Raw genomic sequence first — 25,158 nt, 5'->3', positions numbered from 1 at the left:
ACGGACGAGTGCCTGAAGCCTACCTGCAGGAGCCAGACGAACGAAGTGAGGTTGGCTCCTCAGGTAGGATTCGAACCTACAACCCTCCGGTTAACAGCCGGATGCTCTGCCATTGAGCTACTGAGGAACTCGGGTGGGTCGCGCCGAGGCTCCGGGGAGCGAGCGCGGACTGCCAGCCGCGACCGGACCCGGCCACGACGAACCGACAGTGTACTGCGGCGTCGGCCGACGGTCAACGGGGCCGGTGACGCAATGCCACCCCTGCCGAGATGCCCCAGGACTCCTCCACCCTGTTCAGGCCGCGGTCGAGCGAGACATCGAGTTGTACGTCGCGGGCGACCCTCACTCCGGTCCCCACCTGCGCCAGGCACGGCGCTCGGCCATCCACGCGTTCGGGCCGCCACGCCAGGCCCACGAAGGGGCTCCACCGGCCCAGCGTCGCGCCGAGCGAGAACCCGTGCCCCTGTCGCACGACCGCGCGGTCGGGGTCGTCGTCACGGATGCGGGTGACGAGGTAGTTGTACGAGAGTTCCAGGTACGCGCCGAGCCCGTGGTCGGCCTGGATGATCACCAGCGGATCGACGTGCTCCGAGCTGACCTCGAACGCACCCGTCGGCAGGGAGACGCCCGGCGTGGCCGCCAGCGTGAAGCCGAGCGGCTCGACCGGCAGCACGACTCGCACGCTGGCGGAGACGTCGGCCCCGTGCCAATCGCAGTCGAGCACGCAGGCCGCCGCCAGCCCCACGCTCGCCAGCTGCAGTTCCACGTGCGTCGCGACACCAACGCGGAACAGTGGCTGCGGACCGGCGCTCGCATACGTGCGATCGCGCGAACGGGACGTCGACCACCCGAGTTCCAGTTGCACGACACCGGCGCCGACCACCGACGCCGGGGCATTGAACCCCGGTCGGTCGGCAGGCATCTCGATGCCGTCGTCAGGGCTCGTCGGCGCCTGCGCGCGTGCGGCACCGGCCGCGGCGAGGACGAGAAAGGCGCTCACGAACGTCAGCGATGCCTTCACACAGATCACGGCTCCTCGAGGTGTCGACACGATGTCATCACGATACTCGTCGGCGGTGGCTTATCGTCGCGCCTGAACGGCGTACGCATTCTTCTTGTCGGCCGCGACGCGTGCGCTGCAGGTTGCGCGCGACGCTGATGCTATCGATGGGCAGCCCACTGCCCTGCCTGCGCAACATGTTGTGTCACGCGATCCGTGTCGTGCACGAGCCTCGTGGGCCGATTAGGCACCGTTCAGTCGGTCGCGGCCTGCCGCTTCCGGCAACAGGCCTCGGGCCGGCTGGCCGTGCCGCGTCACTCAGCAATCGCGTGCCGGATTCCTGCCGCGAATAGGAAGGCACACGTTGACATTTCGTGTACGGCTTCCGTACTGTGTGATCGTGACCGCGCAAGCCCAGACCGACGTCTTCCGCGCGATTGCTGATCCGACGCGTCGGGCCCTGCTCGACCTCCTCCGGACCGGCGACCGTACCGTCAACGAACTGGCCGAGCCCTTCGACATGAGCCGGCCGGCGATCTCGCAGCATCTGCGCCTGCTCCTCGAGGCACGCCTCGTGGCCGTGCGCAAGGAAGGCCGCCAACGCCGCTACCGTCTCAATGGCGCCGCCATCGCTCGCGTCGCCCGCTGGGCCGGCAAGTTCGACGACACGGCAGTCAAGACCAGGAAGAAGCGCTAATCGCGCCTCAGCGGCCGGCGCCTTCCCGAGCCCCGGCCGCGACGCCTCCCAGTAGCTCCACCAGGCGGGTGCGGTCCCGCACCGCCGCCTCCAGCATCCGTTCGGTCTTCTCCACCGGCGTGCGCCCACCCGGGTCGTACTCGACGTGCAGCGACATCGGACCGCTGAACTTCGCTGTCCTCAACTCGGCGCCGAACGCCTTCCAGTCGACCATGCCGTCGCCGACCGGGCAGTCGACGACACGCCAGCGCCCGTTGGTGCCTTTCTCCCAGTAGAAGTCCTTGATCGCGAGCATCCGCAGGTGTGGCGCCGCCATCTGCACGGCCGCCCGCCAGCCACCGAGCCCACCTTCGACCGTGGCATGACGCACGTCGAAGTAGAGGCCTGTCGCGTCGGCTGGCTGCCCTTCGATCATGCGCAGCGCGTCCCAGACCGGCGCGCCCACGTAGTCACCCGAGTGATTGTGATACGCGAGGACGACGCCTGCCGTTGCCGCCATCCGCACGAGGGCTCGGAATGCCGTCGTCGCCTCGGCAAGCTCGCGCCGTGCGTCAGCAAACGCGTACCGGTAATAGCCGGCCTTGAGGCGCGGCACGTCGACGGCTCGCGCCGCCTCGAACGTGGCGCGGGCGGCCGGGTCGTCGGGTTGCGTCAGTCCCGTCGTGAGCATGGCGACCATGCTGCCGGCATCGCGGATGGCGGCCACCGCCCGCGGCAGATCCTCGGTGACCCGCGCCGGCAGCACGTGACCACCGGGGCGAACCGTGAGGTCCACGCCGTCGAAGCCGGCCTGCCGCACGGCGGCACCCAAATCGCCCCACGCGAGCTCCGCGAGGTGCTTCGAGAACATCACGAGCGGTGAACCGGGGCCGGCCACGTCGACGCGGTTGGTCGCTGTCCCCTGGGCATCGAGCCGAACGAGGGGCGTCAGCCCAGCCACGAGCAGGGTCCCGGTGAACTGTCGTCGATTGATCGGCATCGTGGTCTCCGGTGTCTCGCTGGCAGCTGCGCGAGCCCGCGACAGGACGTCAGCCTGCGTCCGAGAGGTCAGCGCGCACGGACCATACGCGGGGTGGAGAGCCGGACCTGCGCCACGAGTCCCGCAATGGCCAGCAGCAGCCACACCACCAGCACCCAGCTCTCGCCTGGCGCGGGGCGCAACGGATAGGCCTGCCAGCCGGACGCCGCGCCACCGAGGCCGGTGACCGACTCGCGATGCCACAGGCCGAGCGCCCCCATGACCAGCAGCCAGGCGCCGCCGAACGCCGTGCCCACCACGATGACGTAGCGCTGGACCGACAACGCGATCAGCGCGCCGGCAATCGTGCAGGCGATCACCAGCATCGCCGGCGGTTCCGATCCGAACTGCGCGGCGATCGCATGCACGGCGAGCGCGGCGAACGCCGCGCCGATCAGCGCGACGCCGATGAAGTACGCGAGCACGAGCGCGAGCGCGCCGCCGATGCCGCCGCCGATCAGCAGGAGGATGTCGCGGGTCGTGTCCGCCGGACCGATCAGCGAGCCCGCGACGAGCACGCCGACGACGAAGCCATACAGGCCGAGGACGATGCGGAAGGTGCGTTGCCCGAGGAAACAAGACAGCACGCCGCCCACGAGGAAGAGGACGGCGGCGGGGACATGCAACGTCTCCGGCAGCATCGCGGCATTATAGTGGAGGCGACAGGCTCGTCCGCCCACCCCAGATCAGATGCCCGATCCCGCACCGCGCCCGCCCGCCGCCAGGCGCCTCGGCGGGGCTGCGGCTGCGCTCGGCGGTCTCGCCCTGTTTGCCTACACGCTGCGGGAAACCGGCCTCGCGACGGTCGTCGACGGCTTCCGGCGCGTCGGCTTCGCCTTCTTCGGGATCGTCGTCCTCTCGGGCCTGCGCTTCGCGGCCCGGGCCTGGGCCTGGGTGCTCTGTACCGAGCCACCGCACAGGTTGCGCGTACGCGACACGTTCCCGGCCCTCATCAGTGGTGATGCCCTGGGCAATCTCACGCCGCTGGGCTTGTTCGTGAGCGAGCCGACCAAGGCGGCGTTCGTGCGCGACCGTGTGTCGCTGATGATCGCCCTCGCGGGCATCGCCGTCGAGAACCTCTTCTACACGATCACCGTGGCGGCGATGATTGCCGGCGGCACGGTCGCCTTGCTGGTCGAGTTCGACGTGCCCGCGGCGTTGCGGGTGATGAGCCTCATTGCGCTGGCCGGCATGGTCGCGTTCCTGGTCGTGGCCATGGCACTCGTGAGCGGCAGGTTCCGGCCGCTGACGTGGAGCCTCGCCTGGTTCGATCGCTGGTCCCTGGCGCCAGCCGCGCTCCTGCGCCGTGCCGGCAAGCTGCAGACGCTCGAGGATCGGATCTACACGTTCGCGCAACGCCACCCATCCCGGCCCGTGCCAATCCTGTTGCTCGAGACCGGCTATCACGCACTCGGCGTGGCAGAAACCTACCTTACGGTGGCGATGCTGCTGCCAGCGGGCGCCGCGCCGACGCTGCTCGGTGCCTTCCTGCTCGAGTCCATCAACCGCTTCATCAACGTGGCGTTCAAGTTCGTGCCGATGCGCCTCGGCGTCGACGAGGCCGGCAGCGGCATCCTGACCCAGGTGCTGTACGGCGCCTCGGCGCTCGGGGTCACGCTTGCGGTCGTCCGCAAGGCCCGCATGCTCGTGTGGACCGGCGCCGGCGTCGTGTTTCTCGGACTGCGCGGCATGACGCGGCGGGAGCTGGTGCAGTAGGGAGCACGGATCGGGAGTCGGGAATCGGGAATCGCCGATTTGCTCCAAACGTAGCCTGCAGGCCGTAGGCCTTCACATCTCCCTCCGCCCCTCGAGCGCTCGCGTCATCGTGACTTCGTCGGCGTACTCCAGATCGCTGCCCATCGGCACGCCCATGCCGATGCGCGTCACGCGCACGCCGAGCGGCTTGAGCAACTTGGCCAGGTAGAGCGCCGTCGCCTCACCCTCGACCGTGGGGTTGGTGGCCAGGATCACTTCCTCGACCTCGCCGGTGGCCACGCGCGCCAGCAATGGCTTGATGCGAAGGGCATCCGGACCAATCCCCTGCAGCGGCGACAGGGTGCCCATCAACACGTGATAGCGGCCACGGAAGTCGCGCGTCTTCTCCACTGCAATGACGTTGGCGGGTTCCTCGACGACGCAGATGAGGCGGGGGTTGCGATCGGGACTGGTGCAGTAGGTGCAGGGATCGGCGTCGGTGATGTTGGCGCAGATCGAGCAGTGCTGGACCTGCGTCTTGACGTCACGCAGCGCGTCGGCCAGGCGCTCGGCATCCTCGCGTGGAGCCTTCAGCACGTGAAAGGCCAGGCGCTGCGCCGACTTGGCGCCGATGCCCGGCCATTTCTGCAACTGCTCGATGAGCCGCAGGAGCGGCTCGGGATAGGGGGAAGACAAAGAATTTTAGAACTTCAGAATTTCAGGATTTCAGCGTCGAGCCGATGTCACATGCCGGGCAGCTTGAGCCCACCGAGCATGCCGCTCATGGTGCTGCTCATCTTCTCGTCGGCCTTGCGCTGCGCATCCTGGATGGCGGCGAGAATCGCGTCCTGCAGCATCTCCACGTCTTCCTTGTTCACGGCCTCGGGATCGATCGTGATCGCCAGGACCTCCTTGGAGCCATTCACCTTGACGGAGACGGCGCCGCCGCCCGCGGACGCTTCGATGACCGTCTCGGCCATCTGCTTCTGCATGCGCTCCTGCATCTGCTGCGCCTGCTGCATCATTTTCTGGATGTTCATCAGCGATTCCCCCCGGCCTTCGTAAGTTCTGTCAGCGTTCGGCGTTCGGCGTTCGACGTTCGGCGTTCGATCAAGGAATCTCCTCCGCGTCCCTGATCTCGGCCGCAAAGACGTCGAGCATGGCCTGCACGGCTTCGCTCTTGAGCGCCTGTTCCTTGAGGCGCGCCTTGTCGGTCTCGACCGGATCGGCCGCCACGTTGGTGGCCTGGACCACCACGCGAATGTCGAGCGGCAGCTTGCGCCCCAGCACCTGCAACGCCGTGTCCTCGATCCACGAGCGGCGGCCCTCGCAACGCTGGTGCTCGAAGTTGCCACCGACGGTGAGCACCAGCCGGTTGGCATCGACGGCGAACGTCGCGCGGGCCAGGGCGGTGCCGAAGAATGTGCGATTGCTCTTCTTCAGCGCCTCGATCAACCGCTCGGCGCCACCGCTGTCGAGGTCAATCGTGGGGGTTGCTGCTGGCGCCGCGACCGTTGCCGGTGTCGGCTCCGGGGCGGCGGGAGCGGTGACCAACGGCGCGGGCGGCACAGGCGTCTCGACGCGTGACGCCGCCGCGGTTGCTGGCGCGGCAGACGCAGCAGAGGTGCCGGCAACGCGAGGGGCGGAACGCGCCGGCGTGGACGACACCGGTGGCGTCGCCGGCGCGGACGTCACGGGCCGCGTCGCAGCCGCCTCGGTCAGCCGGCGCAGCGCGCTGCCTGGACCTGTGGCCGGCGCCGTCGTACCAGCCGCGGGTCCGCCGGCTGGCGATCGGACAGGTGCCGCACTGCGCACAGGTCCCATCGACACCGGGCGGCCGCTGCCGAGTGCCTCGAGCACCTCGGCAATTGGCGCGAGGTGTCCGAGATGAATCCAGCGCAACAACGCCATCTCGAGGTGATAGCGGGGCTGCGCGGTATAGCGGACGTCCTGTTCGGCGCGGGCGAGCACATCGAAGGCACGCAGCAGGTCCTCGCGCGAGAAGCGTGAGGCGAGACCCGCGAGACGGTCGGCGTCGGTCGCGAGTTCAGGATCCTCGAGGCGCGTCGGATCGACACTCACGATCATCAGGTCTCGGACGAGGCCGGTGAGGTCACGGACGACGAGCTTGAGGTCCTGCCCGGACTCGACGAGGCGCCCGACGGCATCGAACACGTCGGCCGCGCGACCGTCGGCGACGATCTCCGCCATGTCCATCAGCACGTCGCGGCCGATGAGGCCGAGCACCGACGCGACGTCGGCGGCGCTGATGCGCTCGCCGGCGAAGGCAATCACCTGGTCGAAGGCGCTCAGCGCGTCGCGCATGCTGCCCTCGCCCGATCGCGCGAGCAGCAGCAGGGCGTCGGGATCGGCCTGGATCTGCTCGGCCTCGGCGATGCGTGCGAGCTGGTCGGCGACGCTGCGAGCCCCGATCGTGCGCAGCTCGAACTCCTGCGACCGCGACCGGATCGTCTCCGGGATCTTGTGCAGCTCGGTCGTCGCCATCATGAAGACGACATGCGGTGGCGGTTCCTCGATCGACTTCAGCAATGCGTTGAACGAGCTGTTCGACAGCATGTGCACTTCGTCGATGATGAAGATCTTGTAGCGATCGCGGGCCGGGGCGATGCCGAGCCCCTCGATGATCACTTCACGGACGTTGTCGACACCGGTGTGTGTCGCGGCGTCGAGCTCGATGACGTCGATGTCGCGACCCTCGGCGATCTCGACGCAGGCATCGCACGTGCCGCACGGGTCTGCGGTCGGCCCGGTCTCGCAATTGAGCGCGCGCGCGAGGATGCGTGCGGTGGTCGTCTTTCCGACGCCGCGGGCTCCCGAGAAGATGAACGATTGGGCGATGCGCCCGCGCTGGATGGCGTTGCGCAGGGTTTGCGTCACGCCCACCTGGCCGACGACATCGTCGAAGCGCTGGGGACGCCACTTGCGAGCGAGCACCTGATACGGGCGGGACACTGAGGTCGGGGTCGGTTCGGTCAGGGGCAGCCGTCAGGTCTCGTAGCCGCCGACTCTCAGGTCGGCGGAGTCTCGTAGCCGTCGACCTTCAGGTCGACGGAATCGGTGACCGTGGTCGATCCAACCGCGACCCGGAGTACCCATGCACACGGCAGGATCCCCTTAGCGCTGCTACCTTCCGGTCCTGACGCGGTTCGGGGTCTGGCGTTGCACAGGCTCCGGACCGCGGTGCGAGCGACCACGGCCGGCGGCCACCCGCGGCGGCCGAACCCCCAGTGTAGTCTGCAGGTCGGGCGCGGGCAAGCATCGGCGAGCGAAGCGTGTCCGCCGGAGCCTTGGCGAAGGCGGAACCTGTCCGCCGAAGCCTTGGCGAAGGCGGATCAGTCGCTGGCTAGCGAGCCGTACAACTCGGGCCGCCTGAGGCGAAACGTGTACTCGAACGCCGAGCGCGCCTCGAGCTGGGCCTCGCGGTCGAGGTCAGCAAGGAGCAGGTGCGGCAGCGGCCCGTCGCCCGTGTGACGAGCGATCTCCTCGCCACCGGGTCCGACCACGAGGGCGCCTCCGGCAAAAGTCTGCTGCGCGCCGGCAAACTCCACGTCCCCGTACAAATTGCACGCGACGCCGAACACGCCGTTCTCGCGACAGCGCGCTCGCAACGTCGGTTCGGCCCACGCACTCCACCCCTCGGGTGTCAGCGGTGCAGGATCGGCAGCAAACGGGAAGAGCACGATCTCGGCGCCTTGCACGGCCAGGAGGCGCACCGACTCGGGCAGGAACGCGTCGATGCAGATCGTGATGCCGACGCGGCCGAGTGGCGTGTCGACAACCGGTGGCGCGCCGCCGCCGTTGTACAGCGGCATCTCGAACAGCGGCACGTGCATCTTTCGCCACGCGCCCAGCAACCCCGTGGGCCCGGCGAGCACGTGCGTGTTGAACAGCATGCTGCCGGCGTCTTCCAGCAGCCCCGCAGCAATGAGCAGGCCCGTTTCCCGGGCGATCGATCGGAGGCGGCGCACAGCGGGCCCGTCGATTGGCTCGGCCATCCGGCGCGCGCCGGCAAGGGCGTCGCGCAACCAGGCCTCGTGATTCGCGGCCGGATGGTTCGGCAGGAACCCGCTCAGGCTCAGTTCGGGGAGCAGCAGGAGCGAGGCGCCGCCATCGGCGGCGCGATGCGCCCACAACTCGATGCTGTCGAGATTGTGGCCGGTCTCTCCGGGTTTGGCGTCGATGGCTGCAGCGGCCACACGCACGTGCTGAAGCATGAGGCGGAGTGTACGCCGCCTCATGCGCCATACCTATGCGGTTATTGGCTGTTGGCCACTGCAGAGTCGCGGTTGCGCCGACGACGACATGCCAACGCCGGATTTCAACTATCCGCCGTCAGGCTGCGACCACCTGCTGTTCGAGTTGCTTGGGACCGGAGAAGAACGCCGCACCCATCTGACGCGCCATCGGGTCCGGCAGTATGTCCTCCTGACCAGCCTCGACGCCGTCCAGGATGGCGTGCGCCACTTCACGTGGCGAGGCCTTGGCGAGCGGGATGTTGGCGGCCATGTCCGTGTCCACGGGTCCCGGATAGACGCCGGCGACGAACGTGCCCTGGGCACGAAGGAGTTGCCGCGTCGTCTGGGTGATGGAGTGCGTGCCGGCCTTGGCGGCCGCATAGGTCGCCAGGATCGGGAAACCGATGAACGAGGCGACCGAGGCGATGTTGACGACGGCGCCGCCGCCATTGCGCGCGAGCACCGGCGCAAGACGCTGCGTCACGGCGAGCGTGCCGAGGACGTTGACCTCGAACTCGGCACGACCGGCGTCGAGCCACGCAGGATCGCCGAAGGTCTCGGACATGTGCGACACGACACCGGCATTGTTGATGAGCAGCGAGACGTCGGGGGCGACGGCGGGCAGCGCGGCGACCTGCGCCTTGTCGGTGACGTCGAGCTGTACCGGCACGACACGACCGCCGCCGAGCGCGACGAGGGCGTCCAGGGTCTCGGGCCGGCGGGCCGTGGCGTAGACGCGCGTCGCGCCACGCTCGAGCAGCGCCTCGACGAGGGCGCGGCCGATACCGCGGTTGGCGCCGGTGACGAGGGCGGTGGAGGTGGAAATCTGTACGGCCATTGGGAGGCTCCTTGAAGTCGTCGTCGGGGGTCCTGCGCGGCAAGGCGTCGTGTCCGGCAGTACCAGGCCGCCCGCACTGAACAGACCGATCGGTATGGTCAACGACTTGAAACTAGACCGACCAGTCTGTATAGTCAAGGCATGAATTCCGCCGACCGGCTCGACGAGGGCTCGAAACCCACCCAATCGGCCGGGCCGAGTGTCGCGGATCGTCTGCTCTCGACGGCGAGCGCGCTCTTCTATCGGGAGGGCATCCACGCCGTCGGCATCCAGCGCGTGATCGAGGAAGCGGGTGTGGCCAAGGCCTCCCTCTACGCGCACTACCGGTCCAAGGACGACCTCGTGGCCGCGTACCTGCGCCAGCGCAGCAAGGAAATGCAGACGACCCTCGAGGCCGAACTCGCACGCATCACCGATCCGACGCAGCGCCTCCTGCATCTCTTCGATCGGAATGTCGCCTGGGTGGATTCGGGTGCGTTCCGTGGCTGTCCGTTCCAGAACGCGCAGAGCGAGCTCTCCTGCCCGACACATCCTGCGCGGGCCGCGCTGGCCGAGCACCAGGCGTGGATGCGTGCGCTCGTCACGCGACTGGTCCACGCCGCGGGCATAGACAACGCCGAGCTGTTCACTGGCGCGCTGCTGGCGCTCCTGACGGGTGCCGGCGCCCGGGCGCTCGCGGAACAGTCAGCCGCCGCCGCGCACGACGCACGCTGGGCCGCGGCCCAGCTGATTGCAGCCGCACGCGGGCCACGCAATACGCCAGCTCCAGCAAAGGCGCACCGGCCGACACGCTCACGAAGATGACGAGATCCAGCTCTTGAACTAGTGGCGGCAGTTCCTTCCCCCGCTACAATGGCGCCGCCACTGGCGTCGGCCGCCAGCCGCGAACCGGAGAACGTCCGACGTGCGGTACATCCTCTCTCTCGATCAAGGCACGACCAGTTCGCGCGCCATCGTCTTCGATCACGAAGGCGCCATCCTCTCCGTCGGCCAGATGGAGTTCCAGCAGATCTTCCCCAAGCCGGGATGGGTCGAACACGACCCCGGCGAGATCTGGGCGACGCAGGTCGCCGTGGCGACCGAGGCGCTCGCACGCGGGGGCCTCCGGCCGCGCGACCTGGCGGCGATCGGCATCACCAATCAGCGGGAAACGACCGTCGTGTGGGACCGCGAGACGGGTGATCCCGTCTACAACGCGATCGTCTGGCAGGATCGACGGACCGCCGACTACTGCGAGCGACTCAAGCGCGACGGTCACGAAGACTTCATCCGCGACCGCACCGGTCTCGTCATCGATGCCTACTTCTCCGGCAGCAAGGTGGCGTGGATTCTCGACAACGTCCCCGGCGCCCGGACCCGGGCCGAGGCGGGCAAGCTCGCGTTCGGCACCATCGACAGCTGGCTCGTGTGGAAGCTCACGAGCGGTGCGACGCACATCACCGACGTCAGCAACGCGTCGCGGACGATGCTCTTCAACATCCACCGGCTCGCGTGGGACGAGGACCTGCTGAAGCTCCTGAACGTGCCGGCCAGCATGCTGCCCGACGTCCGCCAGTCCAGCGAGGTCTACGGACGCGTGTCGACGACGCTCGGGGTCGGTGATGTCCCGATCGCGGGCATCGCGGGGGACCAGCAGGCCGCGCTCTTCGGCCAGATGTGTGTGTCGCCCGGACTGACCAAGAACACGTACGGCACCGGCTGCTTCCTGCTGCAGAACACGGGCGAACGGCCTGTCGCTTCGCACAATCGCCTGCTCTCGACCGTCGCCTGGCAGGTCGGCGGCAAGACCACGTACGCGCTCGAGGGCGGTGTGTTCATCGGCGGCGCCGTGGTGCAGTGGCTGCGCGACGGCATGGGCCTGATCAAGACCTCGGCCGACGTCGAGGCGTTGGCGCGGTCGGTCCCCGACAGCGGCGGCGTGTACCTCGTGCCCGCCTTCGCGGGCCTAGGCGCGCCACACTGGGACCCCTACGCCCGCGGCACCATCGTCGGCATCACGCGCGGCACGACGGCCGGGCATATCGCCAGGGCTGCCGTGGAGAGCATCGCCTTCCAGGTCGCCGACCTGCTCGATGCCGTGGGTGACGACGCCGGCATCGGCTTGATGGAACTACGCGTAGACGGGGGCGCCGCCGCCAACGACGCCTTGCTGCAGTTCCAGGCGGATCTGCTTGGCGTCGCCGTCGTGCGTCCCGAGGTCACCGAGACCACGGCGCTGGGTGCGGCGTACCTGGCAGGGCTCGCGGTCGGGTTCTGGGACTCGACCGACGCCCTCGCGCGTCACTGGCGTGTGGCCAGGCGCTTCGAGCCGTCAAAGGCGCCGGCAGAAGTCGCCGCGCGCCGTGCGGAGTGGGCCGAGGCGCTGGGTCGATCGAAGAACTGGATCGCGAAAGGCAACTAGATGCGCCGCTCCGACATGCTGGCGAGGCTCGACCAGCACAAAGATCCCTGGGATCTCGTCGTCATCGGCGGCGGTGCCACCGGTGTCGGCATCGCCGTGGACGCGGCGAGCCGCGGCTATGACGTCCTGCTCCTCGAGCAGCACGACTTCGGCAAGGGCACGTCGAGCCGGAGCACCAAGCTGGTACACGGCGGCGTCCGTTACCTGGAACAGGGCAACATCGCGCTGGTGATGGAAGCGCTCAAGGAGCGCGGCCTGCTTCGCCAGAATGCGCCGCACCTCGTGAGCAACCTTGCCTTCGTCGTCCCGAACTACGACTGGTGGGAAGCGCCGTTCTACGGCCTGGGCCTCAAGGTCTACAACGCGCTGGCTGGCAAGTACGGCTTCGGGCCATCCGAGATCCTCACCCGCGAGCAGACGCTTGCACGCCTGCCGACGATCAAGACCGAGGGCCTGCGCGGCGGCGTCGTCTATTACGACGGCCAGTTCGACGACGCACGGCTGTTGATCAACCTGGTGACAACGGCGGCCGAGCAGGGCGCGACGCTGGTCAACTACGCGCGGGTGGTCGACATCACGAAGGAGCCCGACGGCTTCATCGGCGGCGTCGTGGCCGTCGATGAGGAGAGCGGCCGGCAGTGGACCGTCGCAGCACGCGTGGTCATCAACGCGACGGGCGCGTTCTCGGACACGGTGCGGCGGCTCGCCGAACCCGACGTCGCAGCCCTGATCGCGCCGAGCCAGGGCATTCACCTGGTGTTCCACGAGTCGTTCCTGTCGGCCGACGCCGCGATCATGGTGCCGCACACGACCGACGGTCGGGTGATGTTCGCGATTCCGTGGCACGGACACACACTTGTCGGCACCACCGACACGCCGATCGACACGCCGACGCTCGAGCCGTTACCGCTGCAGGAGGAGATCGACTTCATCCTCGAGACCGCCGGCCGGTACCTCCACAAGGCACCGACGCGAGAGGATGTCCTCAGCGTGTTCGTCGGCATCCGTCCGCTCGTCAAGGGTGGCGACGGCAGATTGACGGCCGCGCTGTCGCGCGATCACACCATCCACATCGACTCGTCGGGGCTCCTGACGACGACCGGCGGCAAGTGGACGACGTACCGGAACATGGCGGAGCACACCGTGGATCAGGCCGCCGACCTTGCGCGCCTGACCGAGCGGCCCTGCGTCACGCGTACGCTCAACGTGCACGGGTTCCACACGAATGCCGATCGCTTCGGCGCGTTGAGCATCTACGGTTCCGACGCGCTCGCGATCCAGGAACTGGTTCGCGAGACGCCGTCGCTTGGCACGCCGCTGCATGCCGACCTGCCGTACACCGGCGCGGAGGTCGTCTGGGCCACCCGTCACGAGATGGCGCGCACCGTCGAGGACGTGCTCGCGCGCCGCACGCGCGCCCTGTTCCTCAACGCACGCGCGGCCGTCGCCATGGCGCCCGACGTGGCGCGGCTCATGGCCGGCGAACTTGGCTGGGATGCCGCGTGGCAGGCGGCGGAAGTGGCCGCATTCGCGGGGCTCGCCAAGGGGTATCAGATCTAGCGCGATCGATTACCATCGCGCTGTCCGAACGAGGCCGACGTTGGTCGTACCGAATCCGATTCCCCAGCGGATCGAGTGCCTGGATATCCTGCGCGGTTTCGCGCTGCTCGGGATGTTCGTGGTCCATTTCCACATGCAATCGACCGAGCCGGGCGGGCTCGACGACATGGTCCGCGTGCTCGTCTGGCGGCTGGTGGAATCGAAGGCGCACGGGACCTTTTCGCTGCTCTTCGGCGCCGGGTTCGCCATCCAGCTCCGACGCGCTGAAGCGCAGGGCCGGCCGTTTGCCGGCCTGTATCTCCGCCGACTTGCCGTCCTCGCGCTCTTCGGCTTCGTGGCGCACGCCTTCTTCGGCTACAACGTGCTGCTCGGGTACGCCGTCTGGGCGTTACCGCTTCTCCTCATCCGAAAGTGGTCGACGCGCGCCCTGCTGGTGACGGCGGTCGTCTCGGCCGCGTCCGTCGTGCTCTATTCCACAGCCACGACATGGTTGTCGTGCCATCTGCGACCCGAGTGTGTCGCAGCGGCGGCGGAGGCACGACGAGCCGAGAGGATCGCCGTCAATGACGCGCTCACTGCCGCCGAAATGCAGGCGAGTTATCTCGTCCTGCTCGGCGCGCGCATCAGGCACATGGCGTGGTTCTACACCCAGCCGTTCTTCGTGATGCCGGGCGGGACGCTGGCGCTCTTCATCGCCGGCTTGCTATTCGTAAGGCATCATTTCTTTGACGATGCCCGCGCACACAGTCGGTTGCTCGGCGGCATCGCGGCGCTCGGCGTCGTTTCCTGGGCGCTCGACAACTGGCTGCTTCCCACGAGCCTTGGTCTCCTCCGCGATCAGTGGCTGACATTCACCTACGTCTCGGGCGGGCTCCTGCTCCTGGCCTACAGACCGGATCTCAGCGTGCGACTGCGCCCTGTCGCCGCGGCCGGCCGGATGGCCCTGACAAACTACCTGCTTCAAATCGCGACCCTGGACCTGCTGTTTTCCGGATACGCGATAGGCCTTGGGAAGATACGACCCGTCGTCGGTTTTGCAGCGGCGCTGGCCTGTTTCGGAGCCGAGGCCGCCTTCAGCACCATCTGGCTCAGACACTTCCAGTTCGGACCGGCCGAATGGCTGTGGCGATCGCTCGCATACGGCCAGCGACAACCGATGAGGCGCCTGTCGCTCTCGCCTGCCTCCGAGACACTCTCCGCATGAGAGAAACCCATTCCTGGCGTGGACCCGTAACCATCGGCAGTCGTCTGTGTCGTACGGAGACGACGGGCGTCGAGCCGTGGCGGAGGGGACCGACCGTCGTCCCGTCGTGACGACGATCGGCCTGTGTGAGCGTCGAGCCGGTCACTCGTTCAGGTTGATCACTCCGTCGAGGGAGCCGGACACTACCTCCCCGGTCCCGTTCGCATAATCGATCTCCTGGATGAACCGTACCGTGAGCGTGCCCGTCGCCCCGGAGAAACGACCCGTCCCTCCAGTGATGGTCGCGAGCACCCTGACGCTCGATATATTGGGCGGCGTGAACCCGTCCTGACCACCGGCGGTTGTCGTGCTCAGGCGATCGCCATTTGCCGCCGTGAAATCGCTTGTGCCAGTGCTGGTTGCCGTAGCAATGTCCACGACATCCACGAATGCCGCAGTGAAGGCGCCAAGGTGCGTGGCCGTGCCCTGATATGTTCCTCTGCTCGTGAACGACGTGGGCGGGCACGTCGGCGGGCAGTTGAACACGCCGCCACCACGCCCTGTGAACACTCCACGGAACGGCAGCCCCGTACCATGTTGTGCCTGCGTTTGCGACGAGCTACCCGACGGCGCCGCTGTAGCGCTCGTGGGCGCGGTGGGTGAATCCAGGTGCTGCCCGCTGCAGGCCGCGGCCAACACACAGAAGCTCAGAACGACTTGTCTCATGTGGACCTCCTCGCGCGGCACGCTACGTGGCCCGGTGTCGAGACGTCTTTCGAAGGTGGTTGGAAGGCGCTTAGATTCCCGTTTGATTTGGCGTCAAATCTCGTTCCGGACACCTGGGCGCAGTCCTGACCTCACGTGCTAACCTTCGGCCGCGAGGCGTGGAGTGACCGGAGCGCACACGTGGACAATCCGACCGGCAGCCAGTTCGGACCGTTTCTGATCGATGCCAGGGAACGAACGCTGCGGCGGGACGGCGCACCCGTGCCGCTCACACCCAAGGCGTTCGATGTGCTCGTGGCCTTGCTCGAGAAGCCTGGACAGCTGATCTCGAAGGAGGAACTGCTCCAGAACGTGTGGTGCCCCGATTCCACGTGCCTTCTGGTCACGGATACGCTCGGCGCCGACAAACCAGACGCGTTGTTTCAGATCGCGTTGGAGACGGGGGAACGGCGACAGCTGACCCATCCGAAGGGTCTGGTCAGGGATGCCGACCCGGCCATGTCACCTGACGGCAGCCTGCTTGTCTTTCGCCGGGACGCCACCCCAGGCAGCGGTGAGTTCTACCGCCTCTCATTGAAGGACGGGAACGATTCCCAAGGCATTCCGGTGCGCCTGACGGCGACACTCTACGCAGGCAAGCCAGTCTGGATACCTGACAGTCGTGAAGTGCTGTTCCCGGCCCGAGGCGGGCTCTGGAGACTAGACGCCTTGACCGGCGGCACGCCACGCCGGCTCCCATTCGTCGGTCTGGACGGTATTGCACCGGTTGTGTCGCGAGTGCCGACCGGCGGGCGGCGGCTCGTGTACGTGCACAGCTTCGCCGACACGAACGTGTGGCGCGTCGACACGGCGCGGCCGGGTTCCCCGGCCGCCTCGCCGCCGGCTGCCGCCAAAAGGCGATGAAGTACGAGCGTTTCCTAGCGGGCCGTGACGACGACGGCGCTGCACGAGCGGCCGCCGCTACGTCGGTACGCGTGCGGAATGGTCGAATCGAAGTAGATGGCGTCGCCGGCCTCGAGCGCATGTTCCTCGCCGTTCATGTGGACGCTCAAGACGCCCTGGATCACGTAGATGAACTCGACGCCCTGATGCTCATGGGGCTGTAGCTTCTCCCGCGCCACCGGAAGGAACTCCGCGTAATAGCTGTTGAAGCGGCGCTCGGCGGCCGGGTAATCGAGCGACGCGAACCGGTAGGCTGCCTCCTCCGTGCCAGCACGCTCGGGCAGTTCCACGCGCTGGTTCTTCCGCGTCACCGCTACGAGCGGCTTTTCACGCGCGCCAGCGAAGAAGTACTCGAGGCCGACCCCGAAAACGAGCGCGATGCGCAATAGCGTCGGCAGCGTGGGGAACAGACGGCCGCGCTCGATTTTGGAGAGCATCGCCGGCGACAGCCCCGTGTGCTGGCCAAGGTCGACGAGGCCGATCTTCTTCTTCAGGCGGAGCGCGCGGATCTTGGGTCCAATCCCATAGTCGTTCAGTCCGTCTTCCAGCGTCTTCGAAAGCATTCGCCCCCTCTATTTGACTGTGGTTCACATTCCAGGCCGGTTCGGTCGTGACACTCACACGACTTTGCATACCAGCCGAATTTTACTTGTATGCACTTTTAATTGCATTAAAGTCAAAGGCGACCGGCTGCACCGGGCGCTCTCCAGAGTGCGCGCAGACCGGCGGGATGCAGTCAGCGAGCCACATCGCGGCTGCTGCTAGGTCCATTCTTCGAGGAGTACACATGAAGACCATGCTTTCGTTCACGTCACTGGCCCTTGTCGTTCTCACGGCGGTCGCCTCACCGGCACGTGCGCAGCAAACCAAGGACATCGTCGACACGGCGGTCGCCGCCGGGTCGTTCACCACGCTGGCCAAGGCGTTGACGGCAGCCGACCTCGTCGGCACGCTCAAGGGGCCGGGACCGTTCACCGTGTTCGCCCCGACCGACGAGGCCTTTGCAGCGCTGCCCGCCGGAACGCTGGAGAAATTGCTGAAGCCGGAGAACAAGGCGACGCTTCGGCGGGTGCTCACGTATCACGTGGTGCCGGGCAAGGTGATGGCGGCCGATGTCGTCAAGATCAGCTCCGCCAAGGCGGTCAGCGGTGACACCCTGTCGATCAAGGCGAGCGGCGGCACCGTGATGGTCGACAAGGCTCGGGTCGCCAAGGCCGACATCGCCGCCAGCAACGGTGTCATCCACGTCGTCGACGCGGTCCTGCTCCCGCCGACGGAATAGGGCTTCCCACATGGCCGCAAGGGTCCTGCTGACCGGCGCCACTGGCTGCATCGGCAGCCGCCTTCTTCGAGTGCTCGAGGAAGGCGGCTGCGCGGTGCGGTGCCTCGCGCGGCGGCCCGATCGCGTCGCCGTGCGACGTCTCACCACCGAAGTCTTCGCGGGAGACTGCTTCGACGAAGCGTCGCTCGACGCAGCCATGGAAGGGGTGGACCAGGCGTTCTACCTGGTGCACGCGCTGGCGAGCGGACCTGCGTTCGCCGCACTCGATCGCGAGGCTGCGACCACCTTCGGCCGCGCGGCCGCCCGCGCCGGAATCCGCCGCATCATCTATCTCGGCGGGCTCGGCGACGCTGGCGATTCCCTCTCCACGCACTTGAAGAGCCGCGTGGAAACCGGAGACGCATTGCGCGCCAGCGGCGTACCGGTCGTCGAGTTTCGGGCGTCGATCGTCATTGGCGCCGGCAGCCTGTCGTTCGAGATGATCCGCGCGCTGGTCGAGCGGCTACCAGTCATGCTTTGCCCGCAGTGGGTAGACACCCGCACCCAGCCCATCGGGATAGACGATGTGCTGGCGTATCTGCGCGCGGCACTCGACCTGCCGGAGGGGCGCGAAGGCGTGTTCGAAATTGGCGGGCCCGAGGTGGTGTCCTACGGCGAGATGATGCGCGAGTACGCTAGGCTGCGTGATCTGCGACGCGTACTGGTCCGGGTGCCCGTGCTGACGCCGCGCCTTTCCGGGGTGTGGCTCGCCCTCGTGACGCCGGCGCAGGCCAGCGTGGGACGCGCACTGGTCGAAGGCCTGCGTAATCCTACCGTGGTGCGATCCTCCGCGGCACGCGAAGCATTCGGTCTTGCGCTGACGTCGTTGCGCGAGGCATTTGTGCGCGCGATGGACGAGGGCGGGGCCACACGGTTCAAGACCGATACCCGCGTGGCCGTCGTCGCGGCGGCGCCGGCGGAGGCGTTTGCGCCCATTCGCCGCATCGGCGGTCGCAGTGGATGGTATTTCGGCGATGCGCTGTGGCGGCTGCGCAGGTGGCTAGACGGCTGCGTGGGCGGTGTGGGCATGCCGCGACATCGCCGCGACCCCGATGCCTGCGTCGTCGGCGACGTCATCGATGGGTGGCGCGTCGAGGCCTACGAGCCTGATCGGTTCCTGCGGCTGAGGGCCGGAATGAAACTCCCGGGGCGCGGCTGGCTCGAGTTCCGCGTGGCACCCCTCGGCGACGGATCGCGATCGCTCATTCGCCAGACAGCGACATTCGACGCACGAGGCGTCGCGGGTCGACTGTACTGGTACGGGGTGGTGCCGCTCCACGCGATCGTCTTCCGCGGCCTGCTGCGGCGGATTGCGCGGTGCGCAGTCCGGGGGGCCTCGCCGGACCCTCTATCGACCTTCACGTATTGCTCGATCATCGGCGCGCCTGCGGCCGCGGTGTTCCGCTGGCACGAGCAGCCGGCAGCGCTCGGGGCGCTGACCCCCGCCGCGCTGGTACGAATTGAACAGCAAGAGGGCGGCATTGGTGACGACGGGCGCGTCATGCTATCGATCGGCATCGGCCGGGCACGATTCCGCTGGGGGGTGCGGCATTACGGTTACGTCGCCGCCCGGCAATTCTGCGACGAGCAAGTGCTGGGTCCATTCGCGGTATGGCGGCACGCGCATCTGTTCGAGCCGATCGGACATTTGCAAACGCTCTACCAGGACCGCATCGAGTTCGCGGTCTCCCGCCATCGCGCGTTGAACCGCTTCGCGGCAGCCATGCTCCGTCCGCTGCTAACACTTGCCTTCGCGTACCGCCATGCAATCGTGCGCGCGAGCGTCGGCCACGCCCATCCCCGGAGCCCGCGGCGATGGGTGGCGGCGGTGGCTCTGGCGGCGGCGGTCACACTTCCGCCCGTCACTGCTCGCGGGCAGACGACGGCGGCCGTGCGCACGGTTCCGCGTGTCGATCTGGGTCGATATGCGGGCGACTGGTTCGAGATCGCGCGATTTCCGAACCGCTTCCAACGCCACTGCGTCGGCGACGTGCGCGCCAGCTACACCCGCCGGCCAGACGGGCGCGTCGATGTGGTGAACCGGTGCCGCACCGCCGACGGTCAGACCGCGGCAGGCGGCGTCGCGCGCATCGTCGATGAGCGCACCTTCGCCCGGTTGAAGGTGCGGTTCGCTCCCGCGTGGCTCTCATGGCTGCCGGTGGTGTGGGGCGATTACTGGATCATCGGCCTGGCGGCAGATTATTCCTGGGCGGTCGTCGGCGATCCCGACCGGAACTTCTTGTGGATTCTCGCGCGGGCGCCGCACCTTGACGACGAGTCCGCGAGGGCGGCGCGGGCGGCCGCGCTCGCCAGCGGATTCGACGTGAATCGCCTTGTGCCGACGCCACAGGCGAGCGCCAGTCCGCAGTAACACGGCCGGACGAAGAGATGGCCACGCGCCACGAAGCCTTCGGGAGTGGCTGATTCGTCGGATCAGTGATGCGCATCGAGGACGCCACCCGGCGACGGCCTTCCTCGACAGGATCTCGAGGCGCTTCACCTCCACCGCGATTACTTCTTGTTGACGTTGGCGCAACGTGGATCGCTCGGGGGCGGCGGCCCCGGCTTCTTGCGACCGAATCGACCGAGCAGCTTGCCACCCGGAATGGCGTCGGCCATCGTCGGCTTGTTCGCCTGCTGCGCCGCGAGCTGGGCGCAGTACTCCTCGTCGGACAACTTCGCGTTGGCTGCGGTGTCTGACGAACCACCACCCGACATCGCCCCGAGGTCCATCACGCCCTCGGGCGAGATCATGTCCATGCGGACGGCCTTGAAGCTGACGCGGGCGAACCACTCCTGGTCCCACGTCACCTTCGGATCTGCAGGTCGCGCCGGATGGATGAACGTCGCCTCGTCGCCGTAGGCCGTGAACATCAGCATCGAGCCGTTCTTCGTGGCCTTGACGACCTCGGCGGGCACGGCGCAGTTGGTGGTCGACGGCGGCAGGACCGCCTTGAGATCGATCAGGCGCTTCACCTCGGCGGGGGTCAGGTGTTCCATCTGGATGAACGTCGCCGGGCGTTCAGCCGAGGACCACATGACGATGTTGGCCGACTCGTCGTCGACTTTCTCGGGGGCCATGACGCCGAGCGAGTAGCCGGTGGCCCTCGCCGGTGCGTTCCAGCTCAGGGCGACGGCGCCCGAGGCCTGGACAGCCGTCGAGGAGTAGCGCACTGGCTCCATGAAGGTCTTGTCATCGGGCAGGGTGAAGTCGATCTTCGGCGTGTAGGTGCCTTCGATCAGATGCTGTCCGGCCAGCGTCGACCCCAACGGGAAGGTCGCCTGGAGGTCACGATTGCGCTTCTTCTGGTCGTCGTTTGGCCAGTCGCCGTAGGTCTTCGAGTTGCCTGCCGTGGGCGTGCGAACCGCGCGCGCCCCGACGGCCGCCTGCAGCGCCTGCAGGTCGGGCTCGTCGTTCTCGCTCCGCATGAGCTTGTCGAAGGTCAGGATGACGGGCTGACCCGGACCGGCTTTCTCGCCGCAACCCCAGTAGAACGTGATCTGCCCCTTCGGGGTCTTGTAGGTGCCGGGCGCCTCGGTGCCGGGGCGACCTGGCTCCGGCGTCCGCAGGAAGATTGGCTTGTTGACCTGCGATCCGGCCGGGAAGGTGTGGAACGCTTCGGGCTCCCCGGTCGGGGCCAGCGAGGTGCCCAGCTTCAGTTCGATGGTCTGACTGGCCGTGGGCAGGCCAGACGACGCCATGCGCATCATGGTGCCCATCGACGGCCGCCCGCCGCCCGCCGCCATCCCACTCATGGCCAGCATGCCACCGCCGGTGGTCGCGCCCAGCCAGTACCGCGACTCCGGAGGCGTGACCTGCTGCTCCGGCGCGGCCTTCGACCCCGCCTTCGGTGCCTGCGCCAGGGTCGATACGCCCACAGAAATCGCGATGGCCGGTACGGCCGCGACGATCACGGCCAGAGATGTCCGCATGTGCATTCCTTCCGATGTGGGACGCGGCCGCGACCCGAGCGTCCCGACAGAGTCCTTGCCTTGAAGCTGGGTGGTCGGGGCGGCCGATTTCGTGACAGCGAACGGTCGCACTAACGATGACGGTCAGTTGACAGTCCCGGGGCCTCGAGAATCCTGCCGACCAGGAACTCGGCCAGGCGCCGGTGGGCCTCTGCGTTCGGATGCCCATCCCAGGGCACCGACAGGGACTGATGGTCCTCTCCGCGCAAGGGGATCAACAAGTCGTGGACCGGAACATTCAATTCGCGCCCCCAGCTGGCGACCGCGTCATGAATCGGCTGAAAACCATACCTGTCGCCGAAATCCTGGGTGAAGTCGGGCAGGATGACGACGACGAATGGAATGCGCGCAGCGGCGCAGAGATCGCGCATCTCTCGCATCGCCTGCTTCGAGTCTTTCCATTTCGACGAGCTCGAGGCGAATCCCTCGAGGTACGCGCCACTCACGGTGTCCTTGTTGGTCTCGAAGACGCGCCGCTTGAACAGGTGCCGGTTCGCCACTTCCGCCAACTCCGCCAGGAACCAGGAATTCGCATGCCGGTACGTCTCGTCCGGAGGCGTCGGCAGTGCCGTTGACGGCTCCGCGTCGTTCATGACGTAGGACAGAACGACCGCATCTGGCTCGTAAACCGGCAAGAGCCGCTCGAGAAGCTGCCGCTCCTGCCGACTGTTGTAGTCCGGAACCCCACCGTTGATGACCTCGATATCGGGATGGCCGCGTTCCTTCAAGAGACGCTCGGCCACCTGCGGATACGCTTCCTCCTCCGCGACGGCATAGCCCCACGTGTAGGAGTCGCCGATCACCAGGACCCGCTTCGTGCCGAGCTTCTTCCCGGACCGATCGCGGTCGCGCAAGCCATGCGCATTGGTGCGATAGGGAAATGTTCGCGTCGGATCGACACCGCCAGGAAAGACTCCCGTCGCATTCGGCTTGAGTTCGAACACCTGCGGTGCGGGCAGACGGACCAGGTTGTCGGTCCAGGGCGGGAATTTCAGCTCGAACCTCCGCCACACATGCCAGCGGAACGCCACTTCGGCACACGCCGAAGCCACGATCGTCGTCAAGACAAGGACCAGCAGGCGGAGCATCACCGCCCGGCGAAGGAAACGGGTCAAGCGGACAGATTCTACAATCAGGCGAATTCCATGACGGCCATCCTCGGTGTCTCGGCCTTCTATCATGATTCCGCAGCAGCCCTGCTGGTGGATGGTCGGATCGTCGCCGCCGCCCAGGAGGAGCGCTTCACGCGGAAGAAGCACGACCACGGCTTCCCGGCCAATGCGATCGACTTCTGCCTGGCCGAAGCGGGGCTGACGCCGGCGGACCTGGATTACGTGGGGTTCTACGACAAGCCACTCCTGAAGTTCGAGCGCCTGCTCGAGACGTATCTCGCGTTCGCGCCGCGCGGGTTCGCGTCGTTCCTGAATGCCCTGCCGCTGTGGTTCAGGCAGAAGCTGCACCTGCCCCGTGAGTTGAGCGCGGGCCTGCACGGGGCCTACCGCAAGAAGTTCGTGTTCACCGAGCACCACGAGGCGCATGCGGCGAGCGCGTTCTTCCCCTCGCCCTTCGACGAGGCCGCGATCCTTACACTCGACGGGGTCGGTGAGTGGGCCACGGCCAGCTTCGGCGTCGGACGCGGCAACCGCATCGAGCTCACGCACGAACTCCACTTTCCCCATTCGATCGGGTTGCTCTACTCGGCATTCACGTTCTTCACCGGCTTCCGGGTGAACTCCGGAGAATACAAGCTGATGGGGCTCGCGCCGTACGGTACGCCCCGGTTCGCCAAGGTGATCCGCGAGACGCTCCTCGACCTGAAGGACGACGGCTCGTTCCGGATGGACATGTCCTACTTCAACTACTGCCAGGGCATGACCATGACGTCGCCGAAGTTCGACACGCTGTTCGAGGGGCCGCCGCGCCGCGCCGAGTCGCCGGTCACCCAGAGGGAGATGGACATCGCGGCGTCGATCCAGGAAGTGACCGAGGACATCATGCTCCGCTGTGCGCGACACGTGCACGCCACGACAGGCATGAAGCGCCTGTGCCTCGCCGGCGGCGTGGCCCTCAACTGCGTCGGCAACGGAAAGATCCTGCGCAACGGCCCGTTCGAGGACATCTGGATTCAGCCGGCCGCCGGGGATGCGGGCGGCGCGCTTGGCGTGGCCCTCTTCATCTCCCACCAGTTGCTCGACACACCGCGCCGGCCCAACGGTCAGGACACGCAGTCAGGCTCCCTCCTCGGACCGCGGCACACGACGGACGACATCCGGGCGTTCCTCGATTCGGTCGGGGCCACAGCCCGAGCGTTCACCGACGACGCCGACCTGTGCGAGTTCGTCGCCTCGCTGATCGCGCAGGAGAAGGTCGTCGGGTGGTTCCAGGGACGCATGGAGTTCGGGCCTCGGGCGCTCGGGTGCCGGAGCATCATCGGCGATCCGCGTAGCCCGTCGATGCAGTCGACAATGAACCTGAAGGTCAAGTTCCGCGAGTCCTTCAGGCCCTTCGCCCCCTCGGTGCTGCAGGAACACGTGCACGAGTACTTCCAGATGCGCCAGGGGCAGGACAGCCCGTACATGCTGCTCGTCGCGCCATTGCATGAGGTACAGCGACTCGGCGACGCTGATGCAGGCGCCCATCTGGTCGGCATCGAGAAGCTGCAGGTGCCGCGCTCGACGATCCCGGCCGTGACGCACGTCGACTACTCGGTGCGCGTCCAGACGGTTGACGCGGAGCGTCACGGGCGCTACTTCCGGTTGTTACAGGCGTTCGAGCGGCAGACAGGATGTCCCGTGCTGATCAACACCAGCTTCAACGTGCGAGGCGAGCCGATCGTGTGCCGCCCGTCCGAGGCCCATCGCTGCTTCCTGGCGACCAACATGGACGTGCTGGTCCTCGAGAACTTCGTGCTGCTGCGTGAGGAGCAGGCGCAGGCACGGCCGGTCGACGCGAGCGCACACCTGGCGCAATTCGAGCTGGACTAGGGAAACCCATGGCACTGCTCGAGATCAATCGGAATCCGTCGCGCCGCGACCTCGCATGGTTCGGCGCAGTCCTGTTGCTGTTCTTCGCCGTGATTGGCGCAATCGTCGGCCGCACGCTGAGCAGCGACGTCGCGAAGAATGTCCTGTGGGGTGCCGGGGCCGTCGTCGCGCTCGTGTACTACGCGGTGCCCGCGCTGCGGCGGCCGATGTTCGTCGGGTGGATGTACGCGGCGTACCCCATGGGCTTCATCGTCTCCCACCTGCTGCTCGGCCTCGTGTACTTTGGCGTGCTCACGCCCATCGGGCTGCTGATGCGGGCGGCCGGGCACGACCCGATGACGCGACGCTTCGACCGGTCGGCGCCGACGTACTGGATCGCACGCGAGCAGGCTCCAGATGTGAAGAGATACTTCCGGCAGTTCTAGTCGGCCTCCGGTCGCACGCGACCTCGGCCGACAACGCTCACTCGCGGCACCCCAGGGCACCACGAGAGTTCTAGTCGGCCTCCGGTCGCACGCGACCTCGGCCGACAACGCTCACTCGCGGCACCCCAGGGCACCACGAG

The 25,158-nt window shown here is 67.4% G+C and carries 23 protein-coding genes, 1 tRNA gene and 1 other RNA gene; 11 read left to right on the top strand and 14 right to left on the bottom strand.

Features of this window, described 5'->3' with window-relative positions:
- Window positions 1-52: 52 nt before the first annotated feature.
- Both LuPra_RS05685 and LuPra_RS05680 read right to left on the bottom strand, forming a co-directional pair.
- Window positions 53-127, bottom strand: a tRNA-Asn gene (locus LuPra_RS05685).
- A 105-nt stretch (window positions 128-232) separates the two neighbouring features.
- Window positions 233-1,051 carry a transporter gene (locus tag LuPra_RS05680; protein WP_157898783.1) on the bottom strand — a complete coding sequence of 273 codons (819 nt, stop codon included), beginning with the start codon at window positions 1,049-1,051 and terminating at the stop codon, window positions 233-235.
- A 349-nt stretch (window positions 1,052-1,400) separates the two neighbouring features.
- On the opposite strand from LuPra_RS05680, the gene LuPra_RS05675 reads away from it, so the two are divergent.
- On the top strand, window positions 1,401-1,697 hold the full coding sequence (locus tag LuPra_RS05675) for an ArsR/SmtB family transcription factor (RefSeq protein ID WP_110174544.1): 297 nt from the start codon (window positions 1,401-1,403) through the stop codon (window positions 1,695-1,697).
- Window positions 1,698-1,704: 7 nt separating this feature from the next.
- Here the strand turns inward: LuPra_RS05675 and LuPra_RS05670 are convergent, their stop codons facing one another.
- Window positions 1,705-2,676: a sugar phosphate isomerase/epimerase family protein gene (locus tag LuPra_RS05670; protein WP_110169847.1), complete on the bottom strand. Its 972-nt coding sequence runs from the start codon at window positions 2,674-2,676 to the stop codon at window positions 1,705-1,707.
- A 68-nt stretch (window positions 2,677-2,744) separates the two neighbouring features.
- Window positions 2,745-3,356: a TM7S3/TM198-like domain-containing protein gene (locus LuPra_RS05665; protein ID WP_110169846.1), complete on the bottom strand. Its 612-nt coding sequence runs from the start codon at window positions 3,354-3,356 to the stop codon at window positions 2,745-2,747.
- Between the two features lie 49 nt (window positions 3,357-3,405).
- Here LuPra_RS05665 and LuPra_RS05660 point away from each other — a divergent pair, with 49 nt between their 5' ends.
- Window positions 3,406-4,431 (top strand): lysylphosphatidylglycerol synthase transmembrane domain-containing protein, encoded by a 1,026-nt coding sequence (locus tag LuPra_RS05660; RefSeq protein ID WP_110169845.1) that lies wholly within the window; start codon window positions 3,406-3,408, stop codon window positions 4,429-4,431.
- 72 nt (window positions 4,432-4,503) lie between these two features.
- Here LuPra_RS05660 and recR read toward each other — a convergent pair whose 3' ends face one another.
- The 6 genes from recR to LuPra_RS05630 all read right to left on the bottom strand — a co-directional run bounded on the left by recR (window position 4,504) and on the right by LuPra_RS05630 (window position 9,504).
- Window positions 4,504-5,106 carry a recombination mediator RecR gene (recR, locus tag LuPra_RS05655; protein ID WP_110169844.1) on the bottom strand — a complete coding sequence of 201 codons (603 nt, stop codon included), beginning with the start codon at window positions 5,104-5,106 and terminating at the stop codon, window positions 4,504-4,506.
- 47 nt (window positions 5,107-5,153) lie between these two features.
- Window positions 5,154-5,450 carry a YbaB/EbfC family nucleoid-associated protein gene (locus LuPra_RS05650; RefSeq protein WP_201792177.1) on the bottom strand — a complete coding sequence of 99 codons (297 nt, stop codon included), beginning with the start codon at window positions 5,448-5,450 and terminating at the stop codon, window positions 5,154-5,156.
- A 70-nt stretch (window positions 5,451-5,520) separates the two neighbouring features.
- Entirely contained in the window at window positions 5,521-7,383 is a 1,863-nt protein-coding gene (gene dnaX, locus LuPra_RS32510; protein WP_110169843.1) for a DNA polymerase III subunit gamma/tau, read from the bottom strand.
- A 126-nt stretch (window positions 7,384-7,509) separates the two neighbouring features.
- Window positions 7,510-7,607: signal recognition particle sRNA small type (gene ffs, locus LuPra_RS05640), an RNA gene on the bottom strand.
- A gap of 156 nt (window positions 7,608-7,763) precedes the next feature.
- Window positions 7,764-8,645: a carbon-nitrogen hydrolase family protein gene (locus LuPra_RS05635; protein ID WP_110169842.1), complete on the bottom strand. Its 882-nt coding sequence runs from the start codon at window positions 8,643-8,645 to the stop codon at window positions 7,764-7,766.
- Between the two features lie 118 nt (window positions 8,646-8,763).
- Entirely contained in the window at window positions 8,764-9,504 is a 741-nt protein-coding gene (locus LuPra_RS05630; RefSeq protein WP_110169841.1) for an SDR family oxidoreductase, read from the bottom strand.
- A 141-nt stretch (window positions 9,505-9,645) separates the two neighbouring features.
- Here LuPra_RS05630 and LuPra_RS05625 point away from each other — a divergent pair, with 141 nt between their 5' ends.
- From LuPra_RS05625 to LuPra_RS05610, 4 genes are all read left to right on the top strand, one after another.
- Entirely contained in the window at window positions 9,646-10,308 is a 663-nt protein-coding gene (locus tag LuPra_RS05625) for a TetR/AcrR family transcriptional regulator (protein ID WP_110169840.1), read from the top strand.
- 100 nt (window positions 10,309-10,408) lie between these two features.
- Window positions 10,409-11,905 carry a glycerol kinase GlpK gene (gene glpK, locus LuPra_RS05620; RefSeq protein ID WP_110169839.1) on the top strand — a complete coding sequence of 499 codons (1,497 nt, stop codon included), beginning with the start codon at window positions 10,409-10,411 and terminating at the stop codon, window positions 11,903-11,905.
- Complete coding sequence (locus tag LuPra_RS05615; RefSeq protein ID WP_110169838.1) at window positions 11,906-13,465, top strand: glycerol-3-phosphate dehydrogenase/oxidase; 1,560 nt, start codon at window positions 11,906-11,908, stop codon at window positions 13,463-13,465.
- A gap of 40 nt (window positions 13,466-13,505) precedes the next feature.
- Window positions 13,506-14,669, top strand: a complete 1,164-nt coding sequence (locus LuPra_RS05610) for a DUF418 domain-containing protein (RefSeq protein WP_162271304.1) — start codon at window positions 13,506-13,508, stop codon at window positions 14,667-14,669.
- Window positions 14,670-14,810: 141 nt separating this feature from the next.
- Here LuPra_RS05610 and LuPra_RS05605 read toward each other — a convergent pair whose 3' ends face one another.
- Entirely contained in the window at window positions 14,811-15,374 is a 564-nt protein-coding gene (locus tag LuPra_RS05605; RefSeq protein ID WP_157898782.1) for a hypothetical protein, read from the bottom strand.
- A 180-nt stretch (window positions 15,375-15,554) separates the two neighbouring features.
- On the opposite strand from LuPra_RS05605, the gene LuPra_RS05600 reads away from it, so the two are divergent.
- Complete coding sequence (locus LuPra_RS05600) at window positions 15,555-16,277, top strand: winged helix-turn-helix domain-containing protein (protein ID WP_157898781.1); 723 nt, start codon at window positions 15,555-15,557, stop codon at window positions 16,275-16,277.
- A 14-nt stretch (window positions 16,278-16,291) separates the two neighbouring features.
- Here the strand turns inward: LuPra_RS05600 and LuPra_RS05595 are convergent, their stop codons facing one another.
- Window positions 16,292-16,879, bottom strand: a complete 588-nt coding sequence (locus LuPra_RS05595) for a helix-turn-helix domain-containing protein (protein ID WP_110169834.1) — start codon at window positions 16,877-16,879, stop codon at window positions 16,292-16,294.
- A 224-nt stretch (window positions 16,880-17,103) separates the two neighbouring features.
- Between LuPra_RS05595 and LuPra_RS05590 the strand changes: the two genes are divergently transcribed.
- Entirely contained in the window at window positions 17,104-17,598 is a 495-nt protein-coding gene (locus LuPra_RS05590) for a fasciclin domain-containing protein (RefSeq protein ID WP_237050824.1), read from the top strand.
- A gap of 10 nt (window positions 17,599-17,608) precedes the next feature.
- On the top strand, window positions 17,609-20,008 hold the full coding sequence (locus LuPra_RS32795) for a DUF2867 domain-containing protein (protein ID WP_110169833.1): 2,400 nt from the start codon (window positions 17,609-17,611) through the stop codon (window positions 20,006-20,008).
- 140 nt (window positions 20,009-20,148) lie between these two features.
- Here LuPra_RS32795 and LuPra_RS05580 read toward each other — a convergent pair whose 3' ends face one another.
- Entirely contained in the window at window positions 20,149-21,570 is a 1,422-nt protein-coding gene (locus LuPra_RS05580) for a hypothetical protein (protein WP_157898780.1), read from the bottom strand.
- A gap of 110 nt (window positions 21,571-21,680) precedes the next feature.
- Entirely contained in the window at window positions 21,681-22,724 is a 1,044-nt protein-coding gene (locus LuPra_RS05575) for an SGNH/GDSL hydrolase family protein (RefSeq protein ID WP_157898779.1), read from the bottom strand.
- A 30-nt stretch (window positions 22,725-22,754) separates the two neighbouring features.
- Here LuPra_RS05575 and LuPra_RS05570 point away from each other — a divergent pair, with 30 nt between their 5' ends.
- The gene (locus tag LuPra_RS05570; RefSeq protein WP_110169830.1) at window positions 22,755-24,593 is read left to right on the top strand and encodes a carbamoyltransferase family protein; all 1,839 of its coding nucleotides are present in this window, start codon (window positions 22,755-22,757) and stop codon (window positions 24,591-24,593) included.
- 8 nt (window positions 24,594-24,601) lie between these two features.
- A complete protein-coding gene (locus tag LuPra_RS05565) occupies window positions 24,602-25,018 on the top strand; it encodes an SxtJ family membrane protein (protein ID WP_110169829.1) in 417 nt (138 codons plus the stop codon).
- The last annotated feature ends 140 nt before the right edge of the window (window positions 25,019-25,158 follow it).

Source organism: Luteitalea pratensis, assembly GCF_001618865.1.
GTDB lineage: Bacteria > Acidobacteriota > Vicinamibacteria > Vicinamibacterales > Vicinamibacteraceae > Luteitalea > Luteitalea pratensis.
The sequence above is the reverse complement of the archived record's forward strand: the minus strand, read 5'-3'. Positions and strand labels throughout refer to the sequence as shown.